Below are 20778 nucleotides of genomic sequence, written 5' to 3' on the forward strand. Positions count from 1 at the left end.
CCCCCAGGGAGGGGGAGGTCAGGTGGCCGCGGCCTCGGTCAGGTAGGCCGCGGCCCGCGCGGCGTCGTAGAAGTAGTCCTCGAAGTCCCCGGGATCGTTGAACCCGTTCGCGAAGCGGTCGGCCACCGCGGGGAGGTCCCCGGCCGCCCCGAGGAGGGTGAGCACGTGCTCCAGAGGGGGCGCGAGCATGGCGTTGGTCCACTTCGTGACATGCCGCGCAGTCGCCCAGTAGCGGTCGAACGTCGTCTGCATCCACGCCTCGTCGAAGGGCCGGTCCCCGTGGGCGACGATGGCGTCCAGGTACGACGCGGCGCACTTGGAGGCGGAGTTGGAGCCCTGACCCGTAATCGGGTCGTTGGCGACGACGACGTCGGCGACGCCGAGGACGAGGCCGCCGCCGGGCAGCCGCCCGACGGGCTTGCGCACGGTGGGGGCGTACCGCCCGGCCAGCGTGCCGCCCGCGTCCGTCAGTTCGGCCTTCGTGGCGCGCGCGTACTCCCAGGGCAGGAACTTCTCCAGGAGTTCGAGGGTCAGGGCGAAGTGCTCGTTCGGGTCCTTGACGCCCTGGAAGACATCGAGCGGGCCGCCGGGCACGCCCTCCCAGAAGAGGATGTCGGCCCGCCCCGACGTGGTGAGCGTGGGCATCACGAACAGCTCGCCGACGCCGGGCACCAAGTTGCAGCGTACGGCGTCGAATTCGGGGTGCTCGGGGCGCGGCCCGAGCCCGTGGACGTACGCCACCGACAGGGCCCGCTGCGGCGCGGCGTACGGCGAGCGCTCCGCGTCCCGCTCGAACATCGACACCAGCTCGCCCTTGCCCGCCGACACCAGGACCAGGTCGTAGGTGCGGGAGAAGTAGTCCAGGTCGCCGACCGCCGCGCCGTGGATGACCAGCTGCCCGCCGCGCTGGGCGAACGTGTCCATCCAGCCGGCCATCTTCACGCGCTGGTCGACGGACTGCGCGTACCCGTCGAGCCTGCCCACCCAGTCGATGACGCGCGCGCCGCCGGGGCCCGCGACGGAGACGCCGACGCCCTCGATGTTCGGGGCCTGCGACTCCCAGAAGTTCAGCTTCAGATCACGCTCGTGCTGGAGCGCCGTGTGGAACATGCACTGGGTCGACATGACCCGGCCCGACCGGATCTCGTCGGCCGTGCGGTTGGACATCAGAGTGACCTCGTACCCCTGCGACTGGAGTCCGAGCGCTATCTGGAGACCGGACTGTCCGGCCCCGACGACGAGTATCTTCCGCATGCGTCCTTCTCCTCACTCGGGCGTCAGGTCGAGGGCGTGACCCACCAGCGCCAGCAATGACTCGATCACGGGGATCCGCTTCCGCGCGTCCATGATCATTACGGGTATCCGCGCGTCCACCGTCAGCGCCTCGCGGACGTCCTCCGCCTCGTACCGCTCGCTGCCCTCGAAGTGGTTGACGGCCACCACGTACGGCAGGCCGCAGCTCTCGAAGTAGTCGAGCGCGGGGAAGCAGTCGGTCAGGCGGCGCGTGTCGGCGAGGACGACGGCCCCGATCGCGCCGCGCACCAGGTCGTCCCACATGAACCAGAACCGCTGCTGCCCGGGCGTGCCGAACAGGTACAGGACCAGGTCGTCGTCGAGCGTGATGCGGCCGAAGTCCATGGCGACCGTGGTCGTGGTCTTGCCCGGCGTCGCGCTCAGGTCGTCGGTGTCGGCGCTGGCCTGCGTCATCAGCGCCTCGGTCTGCAGCGGCCTGATCTCGGACGCGGTCGTGACGAGGGTCGTCTTGCCCACGCCGAAGCCGCCCGCGACCACGATCTTCGTGGCGGTCGGTGCCCGCGTCAGGTCGGTCTGCCAGGCCTGCAGCTGCTCCTCGCCGGAGACGGCGGCAGAGACGTCAGAGACGGCGGAGTCCACTCAGCACCCTTTCGAGCAGTGCGCGGTCCGGCTGCCGCGGGCCGTGGCCCGTCCCGTACACGCGGATCTTTCCCTGGTCGGCGAGGTCGCTGAGGAGCACGCGGACCACGCCGAGCGGCATCTTCAGGAGCGCGGAGATCTCCGCGACCGTACGCATCCGGTGGCAGAGCTCGACGATCGCCCGCATCTCCGGCATCACGCGGGAGCTGATCGTCGGATCGCCCTGCTCCAGCTCGCGCCGCTCGTCGGCGGCCTCGAGCGCCGGGTGCACGGCCACGAACGTCTCGACGAGCAGCACGTGCCCGAAGCGGGTGCGGCCGCCGGTGAGCGAGTACGGGCGGACCCGCGCCGGCTTCCGGTCGCCGCCCCGCACGGGCAGCTTGGGGGTCTTCCCCGGCCTGACCGGCTTCTCCGGCTTGCCCGGTGGCCCCGGCGGCGCGGGGCTCATCCGGCCGTCTCCAGCGACTGGCGCAGCTCGCTGCGGAGCTCGGGCGTCAGGACGTGCCCGGCCCGGCCGACGAACAGCGCCATGTGGTACGCGACGACGGTCATGTCGCAGTCGGGCGTCGCGTGCACGCCGAGCAGCGAACCGTCGCTGATCGCCATCACGAAGAGGCTGCCCTCCGCCATCGCCACGACCGTCTGCTTGACCGCGCCGCCGTCCATCAGCTGGGCGGCGCCGAGGGTGAGGCTGCCGAGCCCGGAGACGATGGTGGCGAGGTCGGCGCTCGACCCCCGGGGCCCGGTGGGGCGCAGCGCCGGGCGGCGCTCGGCGTTGCGGACCGGGTCGGAGGAGAGCAGCAGCAGGCCGTCGGAGGAGACGACGGCGACCGAGAGGATGCCGGGGACCTCCTCGACGAGGTTGGTGAGCAGCCAGTGCAGGTTGCGGGCCTCGCTGCTCAGTCCGTGCACGATGGGCTCGTCGGACGTGCGCTCGGACGTGTGCTCGGACGTCTGCTCGGCCTCCTCCGACCCGGGGCGCCCGGGTGCTGCGGGCCGCGCGGGCTCTGCCGCTTCTGCGGGTTCTACGGGTTCTGCGGATGCTGTGGCTTCAGCGGCTTCTGCGGAAGAACCGGGCGTGCGCATGGGCACAGTCAACTGCTTGCCTCCTCGACTGGGTCCCCCGGAACATCTGCGACTTCCGTGCCGCCTGCGGTGGCTGCGGCATCTGCGGCGTCTACGGCCCGGTCGCCCCCGGCCGTCTCCCTGGTCCGGGTGGCCTCGGCCGCGGCGAGTTCCGCCTCGACGTCGCGCCGCCCGCTCCTGGCCCCCTGCTGGAACCCGCCGAGGCGGCGCCGCAGGTCCTCGGCGTCGACGGCGGCGCTCCGCGGCCCGGGCGCGATCCCGGCGATCGGGCTGACCTTCGGGGTCCGCTTGGGCAGGCCCTTGGCGGTGTAGACCTGCGTGCCCGTCTCCGGTGACACGTCCGGTACCTCCGGCGAACGTGTCTCCGGAGAAACGGTCCGCTCCGCCGGCGAGCCAGGGGGTATCCCCGGCTCGAGCAGCGGGTCCGCGTCCAGCAGGGCGTCGGCGCCGGACGGGGCGTCGTCCCGCGGCTGCGTCTTCGGGCGTGCCGACAGCTCCGGGCGGACCTCGTCGTCCGGCCGGGCGTGCGGCTCCGCCGTGTCGGGGTGGTCGGTCCCGACGGACGGTGCCAGAAGTTCGAGCGTCGTCTCCGCGGCGGCGATCAGGGGGTCCCGCTCCCCCGAACGGGCGGGCAGCACGTTGGAGTTGGCCTCGGCCTCCGAGCCGGGCAGGTGCACAAGGGGCGCCCCGGTCCGCGGGGCGGGCACGGACACCGGCGGCGCGGGCGCCTCGGTGAGGATGCCGCGCGGCAGCACGACGACCGCGGCCACGCCGCCCTGCGTCTGCTCCCGCAGCCGCACCCGCACCCCGTGCCGGGACGCGAGCCGCGCCACCACGTACAGGCCGAGCCCGAGCCCGTCGCCGCTCTCCTGGTCGTACGCGTCGTCGGCGGAGAAGTCCGCGAGGCGCGCGTTGAGTTCCCGGAGGCGCTCGACGCTCGCGCCGATGCCCTCGTCCTGCACGGAGAGCATGACCTCGCCGTTCTCCAGGAGCCACCCGGACACCTCGACGGTGGTCTCGGGGGGCGAGAACGACGTGGCGTTCTCCAGGAGTTCGGCCGCCAGGTGGCTGATGTCGTCGGCGGCGAACCCGGCGATGTGCGCGTGCGGCGGCAGCGTGGCGATGCTGACGCGTTCGTACCGCTCGATCTCGCTGACGGCCGCGCGGACGACGTCCACGAGCGGCACCGGGCCCGCGTGCTGGTGGCCGTGCTCGGCGCCCGCGAGCACGAGGAGGTTCTCGCTGTGGCGGCGCGTGACCGTGGCGAGGTGGTCGAGCTTGAAGAGCGTGGCGAGCCGGTCGGGGTCCTGCTCGCGCTCCTCCAGGTGCTCGATGACGGCGAGCTGGCGCTCGACCAGGCCGAGGGTGCGCAGGGCGAGGTTCACGAACGTGCCGTGGATGCTGCGCCGCACCCGCTCCAGGTTCGTGGCGGCCTCGGCGAGTTCGGCGCGCAGCGCGTCGCGCTCGTCGGCCATCGCCTGCCGCGCGTCGGCCATCGTCTGGCGCTGCCCGATGAGGTGCTTGCGGTCGGCTTCGAGCGTGGTGAGCCGCTCCTGGAGGGCGAGGGCGTGACCGTGCAGCGCGTTGACGGAGCGTACGACCGCCGCGAACTCGTCGTCGCGGCCCTTGAACCGCACCGGCTCCTCGGTCGCGGGCGCGGCGGCGACGCGGGCCGAGCCGATGCGCAGGGCGGCGAGCGGGCGGGTGAGCGAGCGGGCCGTGGCCGTGCAGACGCCGACGGCGACGAGCAGCAGCACGCCGACGAGCGCGATGCGGAGCTCCAGGTCCGTGACGTCGTCGTCGCGCAGGTCCGCGAGGCTCTTGGTGCGGGCGGCGGCGAGCGCGTTCTCGGCGCCGCGCATCGCCTCGATGCGGGCGGACAGCGCCGTGTCGAGCTTCGTGCGGTCGATGCGCTGGTCGGCGGCGGACAGCGCGGGCTCGTCCGTGAGCCGGTCCAGGTACTGCTCGGCGGTGGTCACCTCGGAGCCGGTGACCGTCGACTCGTAGGTGGCGCGGTCCCTGGCGGGCGCGGCGTCCTGGAAGTCGGCGAGGGCGGCGAGCTCGCGCACGTGCGCCTGCTGGGCGGCGGCGCTCAGGTCGTCGCGGCGCTCGGTCCGGTCGGTGGACTCGCTGCCCGCCGTGGGCAGGCCCGTGACGGGGTCGGTGGTGGCCGGGCGGGGCACGGCGAGCGCGGCGAGGAGCAGGCCGCGCGCGGCGCCCGCCTGGTCGACGGCGTGGTCGAGGTCGGCGAGCGCGAACCCTCCGGAGCCCGCGCGCGGCGGCAGCTTCTCGGCCAGTTCGCGGGTGAGGCCGTGGAGTTCGGTGATGGCCTTCGCGTACGCCTTGTGGGCGTCGATGGCGCTGCTCTTGCCGGTGAGGGACGCCCTGCGGACGGCGGCGAGGTCCGCGAGGTCGCGGCGGAGCCCGGCGGTCACGGAGCTGTTGGTGCTGGCGTCGGCCGCCGCCTCGCGCAGCTCCTCGATCTGCCGGTCCACGCGGGCGCTGCGGCTCTCCGACAGGCCCTTGCCGTCGGGGCGGCCCGCGGCGACGTACGCGGTGACCTCGTCGCGCTCGTCGGCGAGGGAGTGGCTGAGCGTGACGGCCTGCTGGGTGAGCTCGGAGAGCGTCACCAGGCTCTGGGAGTCGCCCAGTTGACCGGACGCGCTCACGATGGCAGGCGCTCCGGCACCGGCGACGGTGGCGGCGACGACCGCGACGGACACGATGAGGCGGGTGCGGACGCGGGACTTGGGGGGTGCGGTGGGGGCCGGGGCGGGGATGGTGCGGGCGTCGACGTCGGTGCCTTTGAGGGGCTCGGGGGCCTGCTCGGGGGTCCGCTCGGGGGCCTGGGGGTTCTCGGGGGTCCTGGGGTTCTCGGGGGTCCTGGGGTTCTCGGGGGTCCTGGGGTTCTCGGCGGCCTGGGGGTTCTTGGCGGCTGTGGGGTTCTGGGCGGCCCTCGGGTTCTGGGTGGCCCTCGAGTTCTGGGGGGCCCTGGGGTTCTCGGTGGCCGTGGGGTTCTGGGTGGCCCTGGGGTACTCGGCGTTCTTGGCGCCGTCGGGAGACGTGGCCGTGGGTCTGCGAGCCGTGCCCTGCGGAGACGGCGCGCCCTCCGCGACAGCGGTCCCCTGGTCGCCGGGGTCGCCCGGGGGCGTCACGCCAGGCTCCGCCCCTCCCGGGGCCGTCTGGCTGCCTTCGCGCCGAGGCCGCATTTCTTGCACCGGTGCTCGCATTCCTGTTTTCGTCTGCCCTAGGGCCCGGGTGACGATCCGTCAACGCGAGCGCTCCCGGCCCGGATCCTGACCTTGCCAGACGATTCCAGTGCCGGTACGCGGCAGTCTCGCATCGTCTGCCTGGCCACCTGAAGGAGTGAACATCGACTGGGAGTTGGCGGGCAAGTCACGCTGCGTGGCTTGCGGGCTCCGTGCGGTGTGCCGGTTGGACGTCTGTGGGCGGCTTTGGCAGGATGCGCCGCCACACCCCGTCGGAGCCGATTATTCCGGCCGAAATGCGACGCCCCGCCCGCGGCCGCCGCATCGGTCCGCGCCATGTCTCCGCGCCCACGGGACGCCCGTGCGGCACTCGGGCAGACTGGCCGAATGCGCATAGAACTCGCCACCGACCCCGGCGACCCGGACCGCCCCAACGAGGACTACGTATCAGTAGCGCTGCCCGCGTCGGGGCAGGGCGGATCACTGGTCCTGCTCGACGGCGTGACGCCGCCGTCCGACGGCGCCGGCTGTCTGCATTCCGTCCCCTGGTTCACGGCCCGGCTCGGCGGCGTACTGAGCGAACTGTCCGTTTCACTCCGGGATCTGACGCTGCCTGAGATCCTGGCGACCGCCATCTCCCGCACCGCGGACACCCACCGTGACAGCTGTGACCTTTCTCACCCACGCACCCCTCAGGCAACCGTGGTCCTCGTGCGGTGGGACGCGGAGCGCGTCGAGTACCTGGTCCTTTCCGACTCGGCGCTGCTGATCGCGGGCCCCGGCGGCGAGGTGGACGCGGTCCTCGACGGGCGGCTCGACGAACTGCCCGCCGCCGTCCGCGACCTGCGCGACGCCACGCGGGCGCTGCCGCGCGGCTCGGCCGAACGGCAGGCGAAGGGCCGCGAGTACGCGGCGGCCGTCGAGGCCCTGCGGAACGCGGAGGGCGGCTTCTTCACCGCCGCCGCGGACCCCTCCGTCGCGGCCCGCGCCATCACCGGCGAGCGGCCCCGGTCCGCCGTCACCGCCGTCGCGGCACTGACGGACGGGGCCGGGCGCTGGGTCGAGACGTTCCGCGAGGGCGACTGGGCCGACTGCCTCGCCCTGATGCGCAAGCACGGACCGCAGGAACTCGTCGACCGCGTACGGGACCTGGAGACGGCGGACCCGGACGGCGCGACGTTCCCGCGCGGCAAGCGGCACGACGACGCGGCGGTGGTGTACGCGGAGCTGTAACGGCACCGCGTTTCGGCGGCCGCCCGCCGGGACAGTAAATGCGCGGGCATTCAATTCAGTAATTCCCCGACTGATCTCCAGGGCGGCTGATCTCCAGGGCGGCTGATCTCCAGGACATTTCAACTGGCCCAGAGATCAGGAATTCTTCCTTGAAATCCCGTTCAGGGGCAGGGAAGGATCTGCGGACGAGGGAAACGCATGGTCAACTCCGGCCGTGCGCCCACGTATGCAGAACGCACGAAGGAGAATTGAATGTCCCGGCGCATGGCGGTCATCGCGGGCTCGGCGCTCGCGGCCGCGCTGGTGCTCAGCGGCTGTGGTTCGAGCGACGACGAGGACGGAAGCGACAAGGGCGGTTCGGATGCGGCCGCCGCCGAGGCGAAGGTGCTGGCCGAGGTGGCACAGCCGAAGGTCCCCGAGATGGCCGGTGCCATGGGCATGTGGACGACGGACAGGAATTTCGTCAAGGCCGGGCTCAAGAAGATATCCGGCTATCCGCTGGCCGGCGGAAAGGCCGAGTGGGAGGTCCCGCTCGCCGGCGAGGTCTGCTGGTCGTCGCAGGAGCCGACGAAGGACGGAAAGATCGCCGTCCTCTACCAGGACGCCAAGGACGACCCCGCGGTCTGCAACGAGGTCGGCGTCGTCGACCTCGCCAAGGGCAAGCTGCTCTGGCACAAGCAGAGCCTCAGCGAGTACGGCAGCGCCGAGATGTTCGACGAGGTGACGATCGGCGGCGGCACGGTCGCCGCGGCGGGCACCGGCGGCGGCGCGGGCTGGAAGCTCGACGGCACGCCGCTGTGGAAGCCGTCCGACGAGGCCTGCGGCGTCGAGGGGTACGCGGGCGACGCGACCAAGCTGATCGCGGTCCGGGACTGCGGTACCGCCGACAACCCGAAGCTCCAGGTCGAGACGGTGGACCCGACGACGCAGAAGGCGAAGTCGACGTACAGGCCGCCGCAGGGCACGGAGTACGTGCACGCGGTGTCCCTCGACCCGCTGGTCCTGGCCGCCGACGACGGCGACTCGCAGGGCGGCAGCGGCGTCTCGCAGTTCGTCACGGTCGACGACAGCGCGGCGCGGGGCAAGGAGCTCAGCCGGATCTCCGCGGGCGGCGGCAAGCACGGCAAGTTCGACGCCGACTGCCCGGCCACCGAGGTCACGGGCTGCGCCAAGCTCGCCGTCAGCAAGGAGCGCAACGCCCTGTACCTGGGCACGAACGACCCGGCGAGCAGCGCCTCCGAGGCCAAGAACGACCTGGTGTCGTACGACCTGAAGACCGGCAAGCAGCTGCGCAGGACTCCGGGCTCCGACGTGGGCCGTCTGGTGCCGGTGGGCGTCGACGAGAACGGCAAGGTCATCGCGTACCAGGAGGCCAATATCGTCCGCGAGGAGGGCGGCGCCGTCTGGCAGGCCGACCCCGCCACGCTCAAGCCCGAGAAGGTCCTGCAGAACCCGTCCGAAAGCTATGAGATGGAAGCCCGCTTCGAGACGGACCGCCGCGTGCTCTATGCCGGAAAGCGCCTCTATCTGGGCGCGGACCATGTGACGGAACCGTCGGACGTCTATAAGACGCCGCAGCCGCTGGCCGTTGTCATCGGCGAGAAATAGGCCGATAAATGGGCCAATGAATGAGTGTGTGCCGGAGAACGGTGTACTGGAGAGCGGTGCCCTGGAGAACGAGGCACCGGAGAGCGGTACACCGGAGAGCGATGCGCTAGAGCTCGGCGCGGGAATTCAGCTGGCCGAGCAGCCGGGCGAGCTCGGCGACTTCCTTGCGGTCCCAGCCGGAGAGCTGTCGGACATATCGCTCACGCCGCGCACTGCGCACCGTACGGAACCTCTCCCGGCCCTCCTCCGAGAGCCGCACGAGCCAGGCCCTGCCATCGGCGGGGTCTGGCTCCCGCGCGACCAGGCCCAGCTGTTCGAGGGCCCGCAGCTGCCGGCTCATCGTGGCCTTGCCGACGCCGATGAAGGCGGCCAGGTCCGTGGCGCGGCGCGGCCCCGTCTCGTCGAGGAACGCGAGCAGCCCGTACGCGGCCGGCTCCAGGTCCGGATGGACCTGGCGGGCCATCTCGCCGGACGAGGCCCGCGCCCGGCGGAGCAGCAGCGTCAACTCCCGCTCAAGGGCGAGGAACTCGTGGTCCACACCACCGCTCGCCCCCGGCCCGCCCGCACCGGAACGACCGCCGTGGTCCGCGTCCTCACGCATGTCAGCACCCCTGCCGCACTTTCCCGATCCTGAAAGTTTCCGCCGACCGCGGCCATCGCCGCAGCTCGCCCAGTATTTCGCAGGCGTAGACCAACGGCGGCCACCTGAGCCTCTTCCCTCAACCGGGTCTACGTGCGTAGCGTCATTACTGACATGTTCACACCAGTCACTGGTGACCTGAGGATCTGATGACTTGGTGATCCAGCGATCCAGCGATCCGGCGATCCGGTGACCCAGCGATCCAGTGACCTGATGGCATGTCGACAGGTCCCCCACCGAGTCCCGCGCGCCGTGCACCGCGACGAGCCACACTCACGGCCACGCCCACGGCGCACGCGACTCCACGAGGCCTTTCGGAGGCACGTCATGCCCGTGCACAGACCTGGCATCTCCCACAGCCGACACTCCGCGACCGGCATCCTCCTCGCAGTCCTGTCCGCCCTGTCCCTGCTGCTCGCCCTTCCGGGCGCCGCGGGGGCCGCGGACACCGCCGACGGTGACGACATCCCGCCCCGCGGCAGCGCCCGCATGGGTCAGGGCGTCATCGAACACGACGGTCAGGGCGGTCTGCCCAGCGGCGGCGGCGCCGTCCAGACGGAAGGCGTCGACGTCAGCAGCCACCAGGGCAACGTCAACTGGTCCGCACTGTGGAGCAGCGGCGTGAAGTGGGCCTACGTCAAGGCGACGGAGTCCACCTCCTACAAGAACCCCTACTTCGCGCAGCAGTACAACGGCTCGTACAACGTCGGCATGATCCGCGGCGCCTACCACTTCGCCACGCCCGACACCTCCAGCGGCGCGGCGCAGGCCAACTACTTCGTGGACAACGGCGGCGGCTGGTCGCGCGACGGCAAGACCCTGCCGGGCGCGCTCGACATCGAGTGGAACCCGTACGGCGCGACCTGCTTCGGCAAGTCGCAGAGCGGCATGGTCAGCTGGATCCAGGACTTCCTCAACACCTACAAGGCACGCACCGGCCGCGACGCCGTGATCTACACGGCCACCAGCTGGTGGAAGCAGTGCACGGGCAACTACGGCGGCTTCGCCTCCGCCAACCCGCTGTGGATCCCCCGCTACAACACCTCACCCGGTGAACTCCCGGCCGGCTGGGACTTCCACACGATCTGGCAGTACACCTCGTCGGGCCCGATCGTCGGCGACCACAACAAGTTCAACGGCGCCTACGACAGGCTGCAGGCCATGGCCAACGGCTAGCCCCCTCTCGCGTGCCGCGAGGCCCGGGACCCCCAGGGGCCCCGGGCCTTCACTTCCCCACCGCGTCCGTCACCCCGCGGCGGGAACCTGTCGCGCTCAGGCGGCCGCCGGAACCTTCAACTCAGCGGGCGCAAGCGCCAGTTCGAGCACCTGCCGGACGTCCGTCACCGCGTGCACATCGAGCTTCTCCAGGACCTCGGCCGGGACGTCGTCCAGGTCCGGCTCGTTCCGCTTCGGGATGACCACCGTGGTGATCCCGGCGCGGTGCGCGGCAAGCAGCTTCTGCTTGACGCCACCGATCGGCAGCACCCGGCCCGTCAACGACACCTCGCCGGTCATCGCCACGTCCGTCCGGACAAGCCGCCCGCTGAGCAACGACGCCAGGGCCGTCGTCATCGTGACGCCCGCACTCGGCCCGTCCTTCGGAACCGCGCCCGCCGGGAAGTGGATGTGCACACCCCGGTCCTTCAAGTCGCCCACGGGCAGCTCCAGTTCGGCCCCGTGCGAGCGCAGGAAGGAGAGCGCGATCTGCGCGGACTCCTTCATCACGTCACCGAGCTGTCCGGTGAGCGTGAGCCCGGCCGCCCCCGTCTCCGGGTCGGCGAGCGAGGCCTCGACGAACAGGACGTCGCCGCCCGCCCCGGTCACCGCGAGCCCCGTGGCCACGCCGGGCACCGCCGTGCGCCGCTCGGCCGGGTCCTGCGCCGACTCCGGCACGTGGTGCGGCCGCCCGATCAGCTCCCGCAGATCACCCTCGCCGACGGTGAACGGCAGCTCCCTGTCACCCAGTTCGTGCTGTGCCGCGACCTTGCGCAGCAGTCGTGCGACGGCCCGCTCCAGGTTGCGCACGCCCGCCTCGCGCGTGTACTCACCGGCGAGCTTGCGCAGCGCGCTCTCGTCGATCGTCACCTCACCGCCGCCGAGCCCGGCCCGGTCGAGCTGACGCGGCAGCAGGTGGTCACGGGCGATGACGACCTTCTCGTCCTCGGTGTACCCGTCGAGCCTGACCAGCTCCATGCGGTCGAGCAGCGCCTCGGGGATGGCCTCCAGAACGTTCGCCGTGGCGAGGAACACCACGTCGCTCAGGTCGAGCTCGACCTCCAGGTAGTGGTCGCGGAAGGTGTGGTTCTGCGCCGGGTCGAGCACTTCGAGCAGCGCGGCCGCCGGGTCGCCCCGGAAGTCGGAGCCCACCTTGTCGATCTCGTCCAGGAGCACCACCGGGTTCATGGACCCGGCCTCCTTGATGGCCCGTACGATCCGCCCGGGCAGCGCCCCGACATACGTACGCCGATGCCCGCGGATCTCCGCCTCGTCACGCACGCCACCGAGCGCGACCCGCACGAACTTGCGCCCCATCGCATGCGCCACCGACTCGCCCAGCGACGTCTTGCCCACACCGGGCGGCCCCACCAGCGCGAGCACGGCACCGCCACGACGGCCGCCCACGACCCCCATGCCGCGGTCCGCCCGCCGCTTGCGCACCGCCAGGTACTCCGTGATGCGCTCCTTCACGTCCTGCAGGCCCGCGTGCTCGGCGTCGAGGACTTCCTGGGCGCCCTTGATGTCGTACGCGTCCTCGGTCCGCTCGTTCCACGGCAGCTCCAGGACGGTGTCCAGCCAGGTGCGGATCCAGGAACCCTCGGGCGACTGGTCGCTCGCCCGCTCCAGCTTCTCGACCTCCTTGAGGGCGGCCTCGCGCACGTTCTCCGGCAGGTCCGCGGCCTCGACCCGCGACCGGTAGTCGTCGGACTCGTCCTCGCCGTCCTTGCCGTTGAGCTCGCGCAGCTCCTTGCGCACGGCCTCCAGCTGGCGCCGCAGCAGGAACTCGCGCTGCTGCTTGTCGACGCCCTCCTGGACGTCCTTGGCGATGGACTCGGCGACGTCCTGCTCCGCGAGGTGCTCCCGCAGCTGCTCGGTGGCGAGCTTGAGCCGGGCCGTCGGGTCCTCGGTCTCCAGGAGCTGAACCTTCTGCTCGGTGGTGAGGAACGGCGAGTACCCCGAGTTGTCGGCGAGCGCCGAGACGTCGTCGATCTGCTGCACGCGGTCGACGACCTGCCAGGCACCGCGCTTCTTCAGCCAGCTCGTGGCCAGCGCCTTGTACTCCTTGACCAGCTCGGCGGTGGCACCGGGCAGCGGGTCGGGCACGGTCTCCTCGACCTGGACGCCCTCCACCCACAGGGCCGCGCCCGGCCCGGTCGTGCCGGCCCCGATCCGCACCCGGCCGCGGCCGCGGATCAGCGCGCCCGGGTCACCGTCCGCGAGCCGGCCGACCTGCTCGACGGTGCCGAGAACGCCGGTGCCCGCGTACGTCCCGTCGATGCGCGGAACAAGCAGCACCTTCGGCTTGCTGCCACTTCCACTGGACCGAGCGGCGGCCTGGGCGGCCTCCACCGCGGCGCGTACATCGGCATCGGACAGGTCGAACGGCACCACCATGCCGGGCAGCACGACCTCGTCGTCGAGCGGCAGCACGGGCAGGGCGAGCGAGGTGTACGCCGTGGACTCAGCAGCCATGATCTCCCCTTCGGCATTCAAGTTGAGCTGTACCGACTCAATGCTCATGAGCCTGCGAATGTTCCCTCTGCCTTGTTCGCTCTGAGCGATCGCCTCTGTCGCACCCGAAATCCAGGTCAGTAACATCCCTTCATCAAGTTGACCTATTACACGTCATGGCCGCACCTCTCGGGCACTCATTACCGGTCGGCCGTTTCAGGGGTTCAGGGGTTCAGGGGTTCAGGGAGGGCGGCCATGAAGGGTGTCGACGGCATCGAGGGCGCAGCGGGTCTGTGGGGCGACGAGGTCGTGCGGGCGTGGGTCGACGGCTGGGTGGTCTCGCGGGGTGCCGCCCCGCCGATCGTGGAGCCGTGGGGGTACACGATCGACGTCGGCCAGGCGAAGCACCCGTCACGTCACGTCTTCGGCGCGGCGAACGCGGGCGTCCAGGAGGCTGACGTACGCAAGGTCGCCGCATCGGCGACGGGGGCCGATGTGTGGCTGAAGATCTTCGACGCGCCGGATCGGGTGGCGCCGTGGCTGGGTCCGGAGTGGTGGCTCGATCCCGAGGAGGGCTACTTGATGACGGTGCCGCTGTCCTCGGCCGCACCGCACGATCTGGTCGCCCCGGATGGCTACCGGCTGCGGACCTGGACACGGGGTGGCGTCATCCGTGTCGCGGTGACCACGGCGGACGGCGACTGGGCGGCGCGCGGCCAGATCGCACCGACGGGTCGCACGGCGGTCGCCGACCAGATCGAGACCTCGCCGGATCACCGCCGCCGGGGCCTGGCCAGCCTGGTGATGCGGACGCTCACCACCGCGGCGGTCGAGCAGGGCTCGGAGCTCGGCGTCCTGGCCGGAACCGTGGAGGGGCGGGCGCTGTACGAGGTGCTGGGCTGGCAGGTGGTCGCCCGCCTGACGAGCGCGCGCCGCAAGGGTCCGACGGAGTCCTGAGCGTTCCGTTCCGCCGGTCGATGCGCGACTGTCGGGCGATGTCCGCCCGCCGTCTACCGTCTGCCGCGCACCTCCCCGCTTGCCCCTCAGTCGACCGCGGGCTCGGCCTTTCTCGCGCGTATGTCCACGACGGCGTAAGGCAGTCCGGGGGCGAGGAACAGCAGCGTGCCCCACAAGGGCAGGTGGAACAGTGCTTCGTCGCCGATGGTCCAGGAGGCGAGCAGGGCGACGGGCAGCGAGGCCAGGCCGGCGATGAACCACCCTCTGAAACCGAGACCCCCTCGCCGTATCTCCCAGGTGACGGCGCCTGCCGCCAAGGCGATATTGAAGGCGACGCGGGGCGCCTCGACCGACAGGACCAGGGTCCGGTCGAAGAGGTGTGCGAGGAGCAGCAGCGAGCCGAGCACGAAGGGGGTCATCGCCGCCATGCGCAGGAGCCTCAGGTGCAGTGGGGTCCGTGCCCGCGCCCAGGCGGCGGCGAACGCCTTCACGTCGGGGCCGACCACGTCCTGCGCGGTGCGGCCCGCGGCGGCGGCCTCTTCCAGGTGGGCGGCCAGCTCGGCGAGCATCTCGCGCACCGAGGCCTCGTCGACGCCTCGGTACTCCCAGTTGCTTCGGCAGACCGCCAGGACGCGCTCCCGGGTCATCCCGGTGTCGCGCTCCGGCGCCAGCTCCGTCTTGTCAGTCGTCCCGTTCGTCATCTCGCGCTTCCCCCATGTCGCGATTCCGTGTTTCCGTTTCGCCCTGCAAGGTCCTGGAGACCGCCGCCGTGAAAGCGCTCCAGGTGACGCGGCCCCCGGCCAGCTCGGCGTGGCCCGCGTCCGTGAGGCGGTAGTACTTGCGCGGCGCCCCGCCCGCCGCGGACGGCGCGCGATAGGAGTCGACGAGCCCTGCTCGCTCCATGCGGGCGAGCAAGGGGTAGATGCTGCCCTCACTCACCAGGTCGAGGCCGCTCTCCGTGAGGGCCTCCACGAACTCGTAGCCATACCGAGGTCGTTCGGCGATGAGCGCGAGCAGGCATAGGTCGAGCACCCCGCGCAGCAGCTGGCTGCGGCGCTGGTCGTGCGACGCGGACAGCTCCTTTGCCATGCGGTACAAGATAGTCGAGAAGTATCTTGCGGCGCAAGAGTCTTTCGCGAAACTACGTGAATCGGCTTGCGGCCGCACGAAATCGTGGAGAACGCCGGGTCGGGAGTGCCGGATGAGGGCTGCCGTCCTGGCCGGAACGGAACGCCGGCGCGGAGCACCGACGCTGAACGCCGAGGCAGATCTCAGGACGCGGGCCGCCGGGGAGCAGAGCAGGAGCAAGCGCGAGCGCGAGCCGCTGGAGAAGGGAGCGCAAAGGAGGAAAAGGCAGGGCAGGCGGACCGGTCAGAGCGAGCCCGCGAGGCAGTGGGAGCAAGCCTGCGGGCCGGTCGGAGCGAGCTTGCGGGCCAGATCAGAGCGGGCCCGCAAACCAGTCGGGCAGCCCCGCGCAAATCCGGGCGAGCCCGCCAGGCCGACGCATCAGGCCCTCAGACCCTCAGGCCCCAAGCCCGCGGCCCCTCATCAAGCCCGGAAGCCCGGAAAGCCCGGAAGCCCCCAGCCCCCCAAGCCCTCAGCCTTTCAAAGCGGAACGCCCCTGCCCTCAAGGCCGGAGGCCCCCGCCTCAAGGCCGAAGGCCCCGTCCTCAAGCCCGAACCGGGCTACGCCACCTCGCCCCGCCGCGCTCCGCCCCGCCGCGCTCCACCCCGCAGCAACGGCCACGTCGCGACGCCGACGGCGAACGCGAGCAGATGCCCCCAGTTGGTCATCGGGTCGGTGAAGGCGACGAGGTCGTCGACAAGCATCGCGCCGAAGCCCGCGAGGAGCACCCAGCGCAGCCACGGCGTGAGGACCCCGGCGAGCGCCCCCACGCTCGCGGCCACCCCGAAGCTGATGCCGTAGTCGAGCCGGTGCAGTGAACTGCCGGGCAGATGTCCGGCGAGGACCGAGAGGCCGACCGGGATCTCGGTGGCCAGCGTGGCGACGACGTGCCCGAGCACGAAGACGCCCGCCGCGCGCAGGCTTCCGACGCGGCGCTCCAGCGCGGTGAGGACGAACAGGAATCCGATGGCGTACGGCGACGTGATGCCGCCCGCGACCCACAGCGCGCTGGCGACCAGGACGAACACGGGCCGGTCCGCGAGGTGCGCGACGTCCGTGCTCGACCCGTGGTGCAGCGAGGCCACCAGCGACGGGTCCGCGTGCTCGGCGAGCACCGAGGTGACCACGAGGACGACGGCGTACCCGAAGGTGAAGGGCGTCCCGACGGGCGTCGGCAGCAGTCGCCAGGGCCGCACCCCCCGAAGCCGGAGCGCAGCGGCGCCCACGGAACCGTACGCGGAAGGAGTGGCAGTCGTGCGTATGGAGGCCGGCGTGGAGGCGGCGGCGGAGGTGGCGGCGGCACCCGAGACGGCGAGCGGGCCGGAGGCCGCGACCGACGCGCCCTCTCGCGCCGGTGCCCCCTCTCGCGCCGACGCCTCTCCGTGACCGGTCCGACCGGACCCGGCGCACACCGACTCCCCATGACCGAGCCTGTCGGAGGCGGCCCGCACGCGGCGCCCGCCCCCCTGCCGGGGCACCGCGTTCAGCGTTCCCACCCCTTCAGTCAAGACGGCACCCCCGACCGCCGCGGCGTCCTCGCCCGCGGCGGCATCCCCGTCAGCACCTGCGGCGGCACCCCCGCCAGTAACCCGCTCAGTCCGGTTCACGCTGGGGCGCTCCTTCCGTCGGGGACCTTGCATCACGAATAGATCACGGCCACGCTTCACTGATCGTTCCCACGCTGTCTATGACCGACGCCACGTGAGACGCGTCTCACAGGAACTCACAGCAACCTCATCACATTCCGTGACGTCCCGCACGCCCGTCCGCCCCACCGGAGGGACGGGGGAGGAGGATGACCGGCATGCACACTCCGTACCGACCCGATCCCCCCGTGGTTCTCGACCGGCGCGAAGGCCCCTACGGCGAAGTCGTGCTCCGCCGCCACGGAGACCTGCTGCAGATCATCGCCAACGGCACGTTCCTCATGGACACATCGGACGGCCGCTCCGAACGCCTCCTCGTCGACGCCGCGTACGACGCGCTCGACGGCCTCCCGCGCGCGGGAGACGCCCCACGGCCCAGCGTCCTCATCGGCGGCCTGGGAGTGGGCTTCTCGCTCGCCCACGCCGCCGCCGACGCCCGCTGGGGCCGCATCACCGTCGTCGAGCGCGAGCAGGCCGTCATCGACTGGCACCGCGAAGGGCCGCTCGCGGAGCTCTCGCGCCGGGCGCTGGCCGATCCGCGCACCGAGATCCTGCACGCCGATCTGGTCGCATATGTCACCGGCCCATTCGCAAGCGTCAACACCTCGTCGGTTCCGGATGCCGACGCCTCCCCGGCCACGTACGACGCCCTGTGCCTCGACATCGACAACGGTCCCGACTGGACCGTCACACCGGACAACGACAGCCTCTACTCCCCCACCGGTCTCGCCGCTTGCAAGGCCCGCCTGAACCCCGGCGGCGTCCTCGCCGTCTGGTCCGCGCAGCCGTCACCCGCTTTCGGCTCCGCTCTACGGAATGCCGGATTCCAACAGGTACGTACGGAAGAGATCCCCGTTGCCCGGGGCGTACCGGACGTGGTGCATCTCGCGACAAGGGCTGCGTAGCCGAGGTGCCGTCACGCCCCGTACTCTGCTGACCGGACACCAAGCGATCACGTCAGGGGCGGGGCGATGGAGCAGACACACACCTCCCACAACAGCGCCACGGCGGCAATGCCGGGAGCTCAGCGCCGGGTGCTGGTCGTCGAGGACGACCCGACGATCGTGGACGCCATCGCGGCCCGGCTGCGCGCCGAGGGTTTCGTCGTGCAAACGGCGGCGGACGGCCCGGCCGCGGTGGACACCGCCCAGGCATGGCAGCCCGATCTACTGATCCTCGACATCATGCTGCCCGGCTTCGACGGCCTGGAGGTCTGCCGCCGCGTGCAGGCCCAGCGCCCCGTGCCGGTGCTGATGCTCACGGCGCGGGACGACGAGACGGACATGCTGGTCGGGCTCGGCGTCGGCGCGGACGACTACATGACCAAGCCGTTCTCGATGCGCGAGCTCGCCGCGCGCGTGCACGTGCTGCTGCGCCGGGTCGAGCGGGCGGCGCTCGCGGCCACGACGCCGCGCAGCGGCATCCTGCGCCTCGGCGAGCTGGAGATCGACCACGCGCAGCGCCGCGTGCGGGTGCGCAGTGAGGACGTGCACCTGACACCCACGGAGTTCGACCTCCTGGTGTGCCTCGCCAACACCCCGCGCGCGGTGCTCTCCCGTGAGCAGCTGCTCGCGGAGGTGTGGGACTGGGCGGACGCCTCCGGCACCCGCACCGTCGACAGCCACATCAAGGCGCTGCGCCGCAAGATCGGCGCGGAGCGCATTCGCACGGTCCACGGGGTCGGGTACGCCCTGGAGACCCCGACGCCATGACCCCGGAGCCCGGCGCCGCGGGCAGGGCGGCCGACGCGGTCGGAGTCCCCGGCCGCGCGATCGGCACGCACGGCGCGCCGGAGAGTCCGGGCAGCACCCCGGGGAGCCCGGGCGGCACCCCGAAGGGTCCGGGCGGCGCTCCGGAGAGCGTGGGCGGCGCCCTGGGCGGTACCGTCCACGGCACCCTGGACATCGTCCGGACGTGGCGCTGCGACCGGGGCGGAGGTTTCGGGATGAGCAATCCCTTCGGAGGCCTCAGGCCGTTCTCGATCAAGACGAAGCTCGGCACACTGGTCGTCGTCTCGGTCTTCATCACCACCGGCCTGCTCATCGTGGCCTCGAAGACAGAGACCGAGCTGCGCTTCATCACGGTCTTCTCCGTGATCGCCACGCTGCTCATCACCCAGTTCGTGGCCCACAGCCTCACCGCGCCGCTCGACGAGATGAACTCGGTGGCCCGCGCCGTCTCGCACGGCGACTACACGCGCCGCGTGCGCGGGGCCGACCGCCGCGACGAGCTCGGCGACGTGGCGATGACGATCAACCGCATGGCGGACGACCTGGAGGCCCAGGACCAGCAGCGCAAGGAGCTCGTCGCCAACGTCTCGCACGAACTGCGCACGCCGATCGCCGCCCTCCGCGCCGTCCTGGAGAACGTCGTCGACGGGGTGTCGGCCGCCGACCCGGAGACGATGCGCACGGCCCTGAAGCAGACCGAGCGCCTCGGCCGCCTCGTGGAGACCCTGCTCGACCTGTCCCGGCTCGACAACGGCGTCGTACCGCTCAAAGCCCGGCGCTTCGAAGTGTGGCCCTATCTGTCGGGCGTCCTGAAGGAGGCCAACATGGTGGCCTCCGCGCGCAAAGGGATGCCGTCCGGCTCCGGCAGTCACACGCGTACGGACGTCCATCTGCACCTGGACGTGTCGCCCCCTGAGCTGACCGCGCACGCGGACGCCGAGCGGCTGCACCAGGTCGTCGCCAACCTCATCGACAACGCGGTGAAGCACAGCCCGCCGCACGGCCGTGTCACGGTGCGTGCCCGGCGCGGCCCCTACGCCGAGTCCCTGGACCTGGAGGTGCTCGACGAGGGCCCCGGCATCCCCGAGTCGGAGTGGCACCGCGTCTTCGAGCGCTTCAACCGGGGCGCGCACGCGGGTGCCCCGTCCGGCGGCGACGGCGGAACCGGGCTCGGGCTCGCCATCGCGCGCTGGGCCGTCGATCTCCACGGCGGGCACATCGGGGTGGCCGAATCGGTTCGTGGTTGCCGGATCCAGGTCAGTCTTCCGGGCCTGCCGGAAGACTGATGTTGACGTAAAGTTCGACGTGGAAGCGGTGCGGGGGCGCACGACAGTGCCCTATGCGCGCCGCAGCCGCGTGTCGACGTACCCAAGACGCGAACAGACGGGTCACAGCCGTCTCGAAAGGGTCTCCACGCGGCGCCGAGCCATAGGCAAACCTCGCTTGTTTCCCGCCAATCACAGCGCCGAAACCCCCAATCCGGTGTGACTTACGCGACGGATGACCGGCCCGGTCTGCACCGGACGAGGTTGGAGGCGTAGCCTTTATTTCCGCTGTCCATCACCTTGTGAAGCGGAAGAGGGCGGTTGCCGCCGTGTCGCCACAGTCCCCCAGTAACTCGAGCACTTCGACCGACCAAGAAGCGCAGGGCAAGAACCCTGCTGCCGCGTTCGGTCCCAATGAGTGGCTCGTCGACGAGATCTATCAGCAGTACCTCCAGGACCCGAATTCGGTCGACCGTGCCTGGTGGGACTTCTTCGCCGACTACAAGCCGGGGGTAGGCGCCACTGTCGCCGCCGCCCCGGCCAAGCCGGCGGGTGACACGGCCGCGGGGGCCGCGTCCACCACGTCCCAGGCGGCAGCAGCCGCCCCGGCCGCCCCCGCCGCGGCTCCGGCTCCGGCTCCGGCCGCCCCGGCGGCTCCCGCTGCCCCGGCCGCTCCGGCCGCCCCCGCGGCTCCGGCTGCCCCGGCCGCGCCCGCCG

General features: G+C 71.7%; 18 protein-coding genes and 1 pseudogene. 9 read left to right on the forward strand and 10 right to left on the reverse strand.

The window, feature by feature from the left end; all coding sequences use genetic code 11:
• Positions 1–18: 18 nt before the first annotated feature.
• From ACFWZ5_RS36200 to ACFWZ5_RS36220, 5 genes are all read right to left on the reverse strand, one after another.
• Entirely contained in the window at positions 19–1254 is a 1236-nt protein-coding gene (locus tag ACFWZ5_RS36200) for a styrene monooxygenase/indole monooxygenase family protein (protein ID WP_384799647.1), read from the reverse strand.
• Positions 1255–1266: 12 nt separating this feature from the next.
• Positions 1267–1893 carry an ATP/GTP-binding protein gene (locus ACFWZ5_RS36205; RefSeq protein ID WP_384799650.1) on the reverse strand — a complete coding sequence of 209 codons (627 nt, stop codon included), beginning with the start codon at positions 1891–1893 and terminating at the stop codon, positions 1267–1269.
• On the reverse strand, positions 1874–2341 hold the full coding sequence (locus ACFWZ5_RS36210) for a DUF742 domain-containing protein (protein ID WP_384799653.1): 468 nt from the start codon (positions 2339–2341) through the stop codon (positions 1874–1876). The genes ACFWZ5_RS36205 and ACFWZ5_RS36210 overlap by 20 nt, the downstream gene beginning before the upstream one ends.
• Entirely contained in the window at positions 2338–2805 is a 468-nt protein-coding gene (locus tag ACFWZ5_RS36215; protein ID WP_384799656.1) for a roadblock/LC7 domain-containing protein, read from the reverse strand. The genes ACFWZ5_RS36210 and ACFWZ5_RS36215 overlap by 4 nt, the downstream gene beginning before the upstream one ends.
• 182 nt (positions 2806–2987) lie before the next feature.
• Entirely contained in the window at positions 2988–6134 is a 3147-nt protein-coding gene (locus ACFWZ5_RS36220) for a nitrate- and nitrite sensing domain-containing protein (RefSeq protein WP_384799659.1), read from the reverse strand.
• 441 nt (positions 6135–6575) lie between these two features.
• Between ACFWZ5_RS36220 and ACFWZ5_RS36225 the strand changes: the two genes are divergently transcribed.
• Together ACFWZ5_RS36225 and ACFWZ5_RS36230 are read left to right on the forward strand one after the other, a co-directional pair.
• Positions 6576–7421 carry a hypothetical protein gene (locus tag ACFWZ5_RS36225; protein WP_384799662.1) on the forward strand — a complete coding sequence of 282 codons (846 nt, stop codon included), beginning with the start codon at positions 6576–6578 and terminating at the stop codon, positions 7419–7421.
• Between the two features lie 252 nt (positions 7422–7673).
• Complete coding sequence (locus ACFWZ5_RS36230; RefSeq protein WP_384799665.1) at positions 7674–9029, forward strand: hypothetical protein; 1356 nt, start codon at positions 7674–7676, stop codon at positions 9027–9029.
• Positions 9030–9135: 106 nt separating this feature from the next.
• On the opposite strand, the gene ACFWZ5_RS36235 is transcribed toward ACFWZ5_RS36230, so the two are convergent.
• Positions 9136–9630, reverse strand: coding sequence for a MarR family winged helix-turn-helix transcriptional regulator (locus tag ACFWZ5_RS36235; protein ID WP_384799668.1), 495 nt, complete (start codon positions 9628–9630; stop codon positions 9136–9138).
• A 366-nt stretch (positions 9631–9996) separates the two neighbouring features.
• Here ACFWZ5_RS36235 and ACFWZ5_RS36240 point away from each other — a divergent pair, with 366 nt between their 5' ends.
• Positions 9997–10845 carry a lysozyme gene (locus ACFWZ5_RS36240; RefSeq protein ID WP_384799671.1) on the forward strand — a complete coding sequence of 283 codons (849 nt, stop codon included), beginning with the start codon at positions 9997–9999 and terminating at the stop codon, positions 10843–10845.
• 96 nt (positions 10846–10941) lie between these two features.
• Here ACFWZ5_RS36240 and lon read toward each other — a convergent pair whose 3' ends face one another.
• Positions 10942–13359 carry an endopeptidase La gene (lon, locus tag ACFWZ5_RS36245; RefSeq protein WP_384799674.1) on the reverse strand — a complete coding sequence of 806 codons (2418 nt, stop codon included), beginning with the start codon at positions 13357–13359 and terminating at the stop codon, positions 10942–10944.
• A 234-nt stretch (positions 13360–13593) separates the two neighbouring features.
• Between lon and ACFWZ5_RS36250 the strand changes: the two genes are divergently transcribed.
• Positions 13594–14295, forward strand: coding sequence for a GNAT family N-acetyltransferase (locus tag ACFWZ5_RS36250; RefSeq protein ID WP_384799677.1), 702 nt, complete (start codon positions 13594–13596; stop codon positions 14293–14295).
• Positions 14296–14381: 86 nt separating this feature from the next.
• On the opposite strand, the gene ACFWZ5_RS36255 is transcribed toward ACFWZ5_RS36250, so the two are convergent.
• The 3 genes from ACFWZ5_RS36255 to ACFWZ5_RS36265 form a co-directional block, all read right to left on the reverse strand.
• Positions 14382–14996 (reverse strand): hypothetical protein, encoded by a 615-nt coding sequence (locus tag ACFWZ5_RS36255; protein WP_384799680.1) that lies wholly within the window; start codon positions 14994–14996, stop codon positions 14382–14384.
• A complete protein-coding gene (locus ACFWZ5_RS36260; protein WP_384799683.1) occupies positions 14977–15384 on the reverse strand; it encodes a PadR family transcriptional regulator in 408 nt (135 codons plus the stop codon). The genes ACFWZ5_RS36255 and ACFWZ5_RS36260 overlap by 20 nt, the downstream gene beginning before the upstream one ends.
• Positions 15385–15980: 596 nt before the next feature.
• Positions 15981–16646, reverse strand: a complete 666-nt coding sequence (locus ACFWZ5_RS36265) for a rhomboid-like protein (protein ID WP_384799686.1) — start codon at positions 16644–16646, stop codon at positions 15981–15983.
• Between the two features lie 28 nt (positions 16647–16674).
• On the opposite strand from ACFWZ5_RS36265, the gene ACFWZ5_RS36270 reads away from it, so the two are divergent.
• The 5 genes and pseudogenes from ACFWZ5_RS36270 to kgd form a co-directional block, all read left to right on the forward strand.
• Entirely contained in the window at positions 16675–16806 is a 132-nt protein-coding gene (locus ACFWZ5_RS36270) for a hypothetical protein (protein WP_384799689.1), read from the forward strand.
• Between the two features lie 418 nt (positions 16807–17224).
• Positions 17225–17971, forward strand: coding sequence for a spermidine synthase (locus ACFWZ5_RS36275; protein WP_384799691.1), 747 nt, complete (start codon positions 17225–17227; stop codon positions 17969–17971).
• 66 nt (positions 17972–18037) lie between these two features.
• Positions 18038–18778: a response regulator transcription factor gene (locus ACFWZ5_RS36280; RefSeq protein WP_016641312.1), complete on the forward strand. Its 741-nt coding sequence runs from the start codon at positions 18038–18040 to the stop codon at positions 18776–18778.
• Positions 18779–19011: 233 nt separating this feature from the next.
• Positions 19012–20082: an ATP-binding protein gene (locus tag ACFWZ5_RS36285; RefSeq protein ID WP_384799697.1), complete on the forward strand. Its 1071-nt coding sequence runs from the start codon at positions 19012–19014 to the stop codon at positions 20080–20082.
• A 308-nt stretch (positions 20083–20390) separates the two neighbouring features.
• A pseudogene (gene kgd / locus ACFWZ5_RS36290) lies at positions 20391–20778 on the forward strand (multifunctional oxoglutarate decarboxylase/oxoglutarate dehydrogenase thiamine pyrophosphate-binding subunit/dihydrolipoyllysine-residue succinyltransferase subunit); the annotation flags it as partial.

This window comes from Streptomyces sp. NPDC059003, assembly GCF_042740445.1.
Classification (GTDB): Bacteria; Actinomycetota; Actinomycetes; order Streptomycetales; family Streptomycetaceae; genus Streptomyces.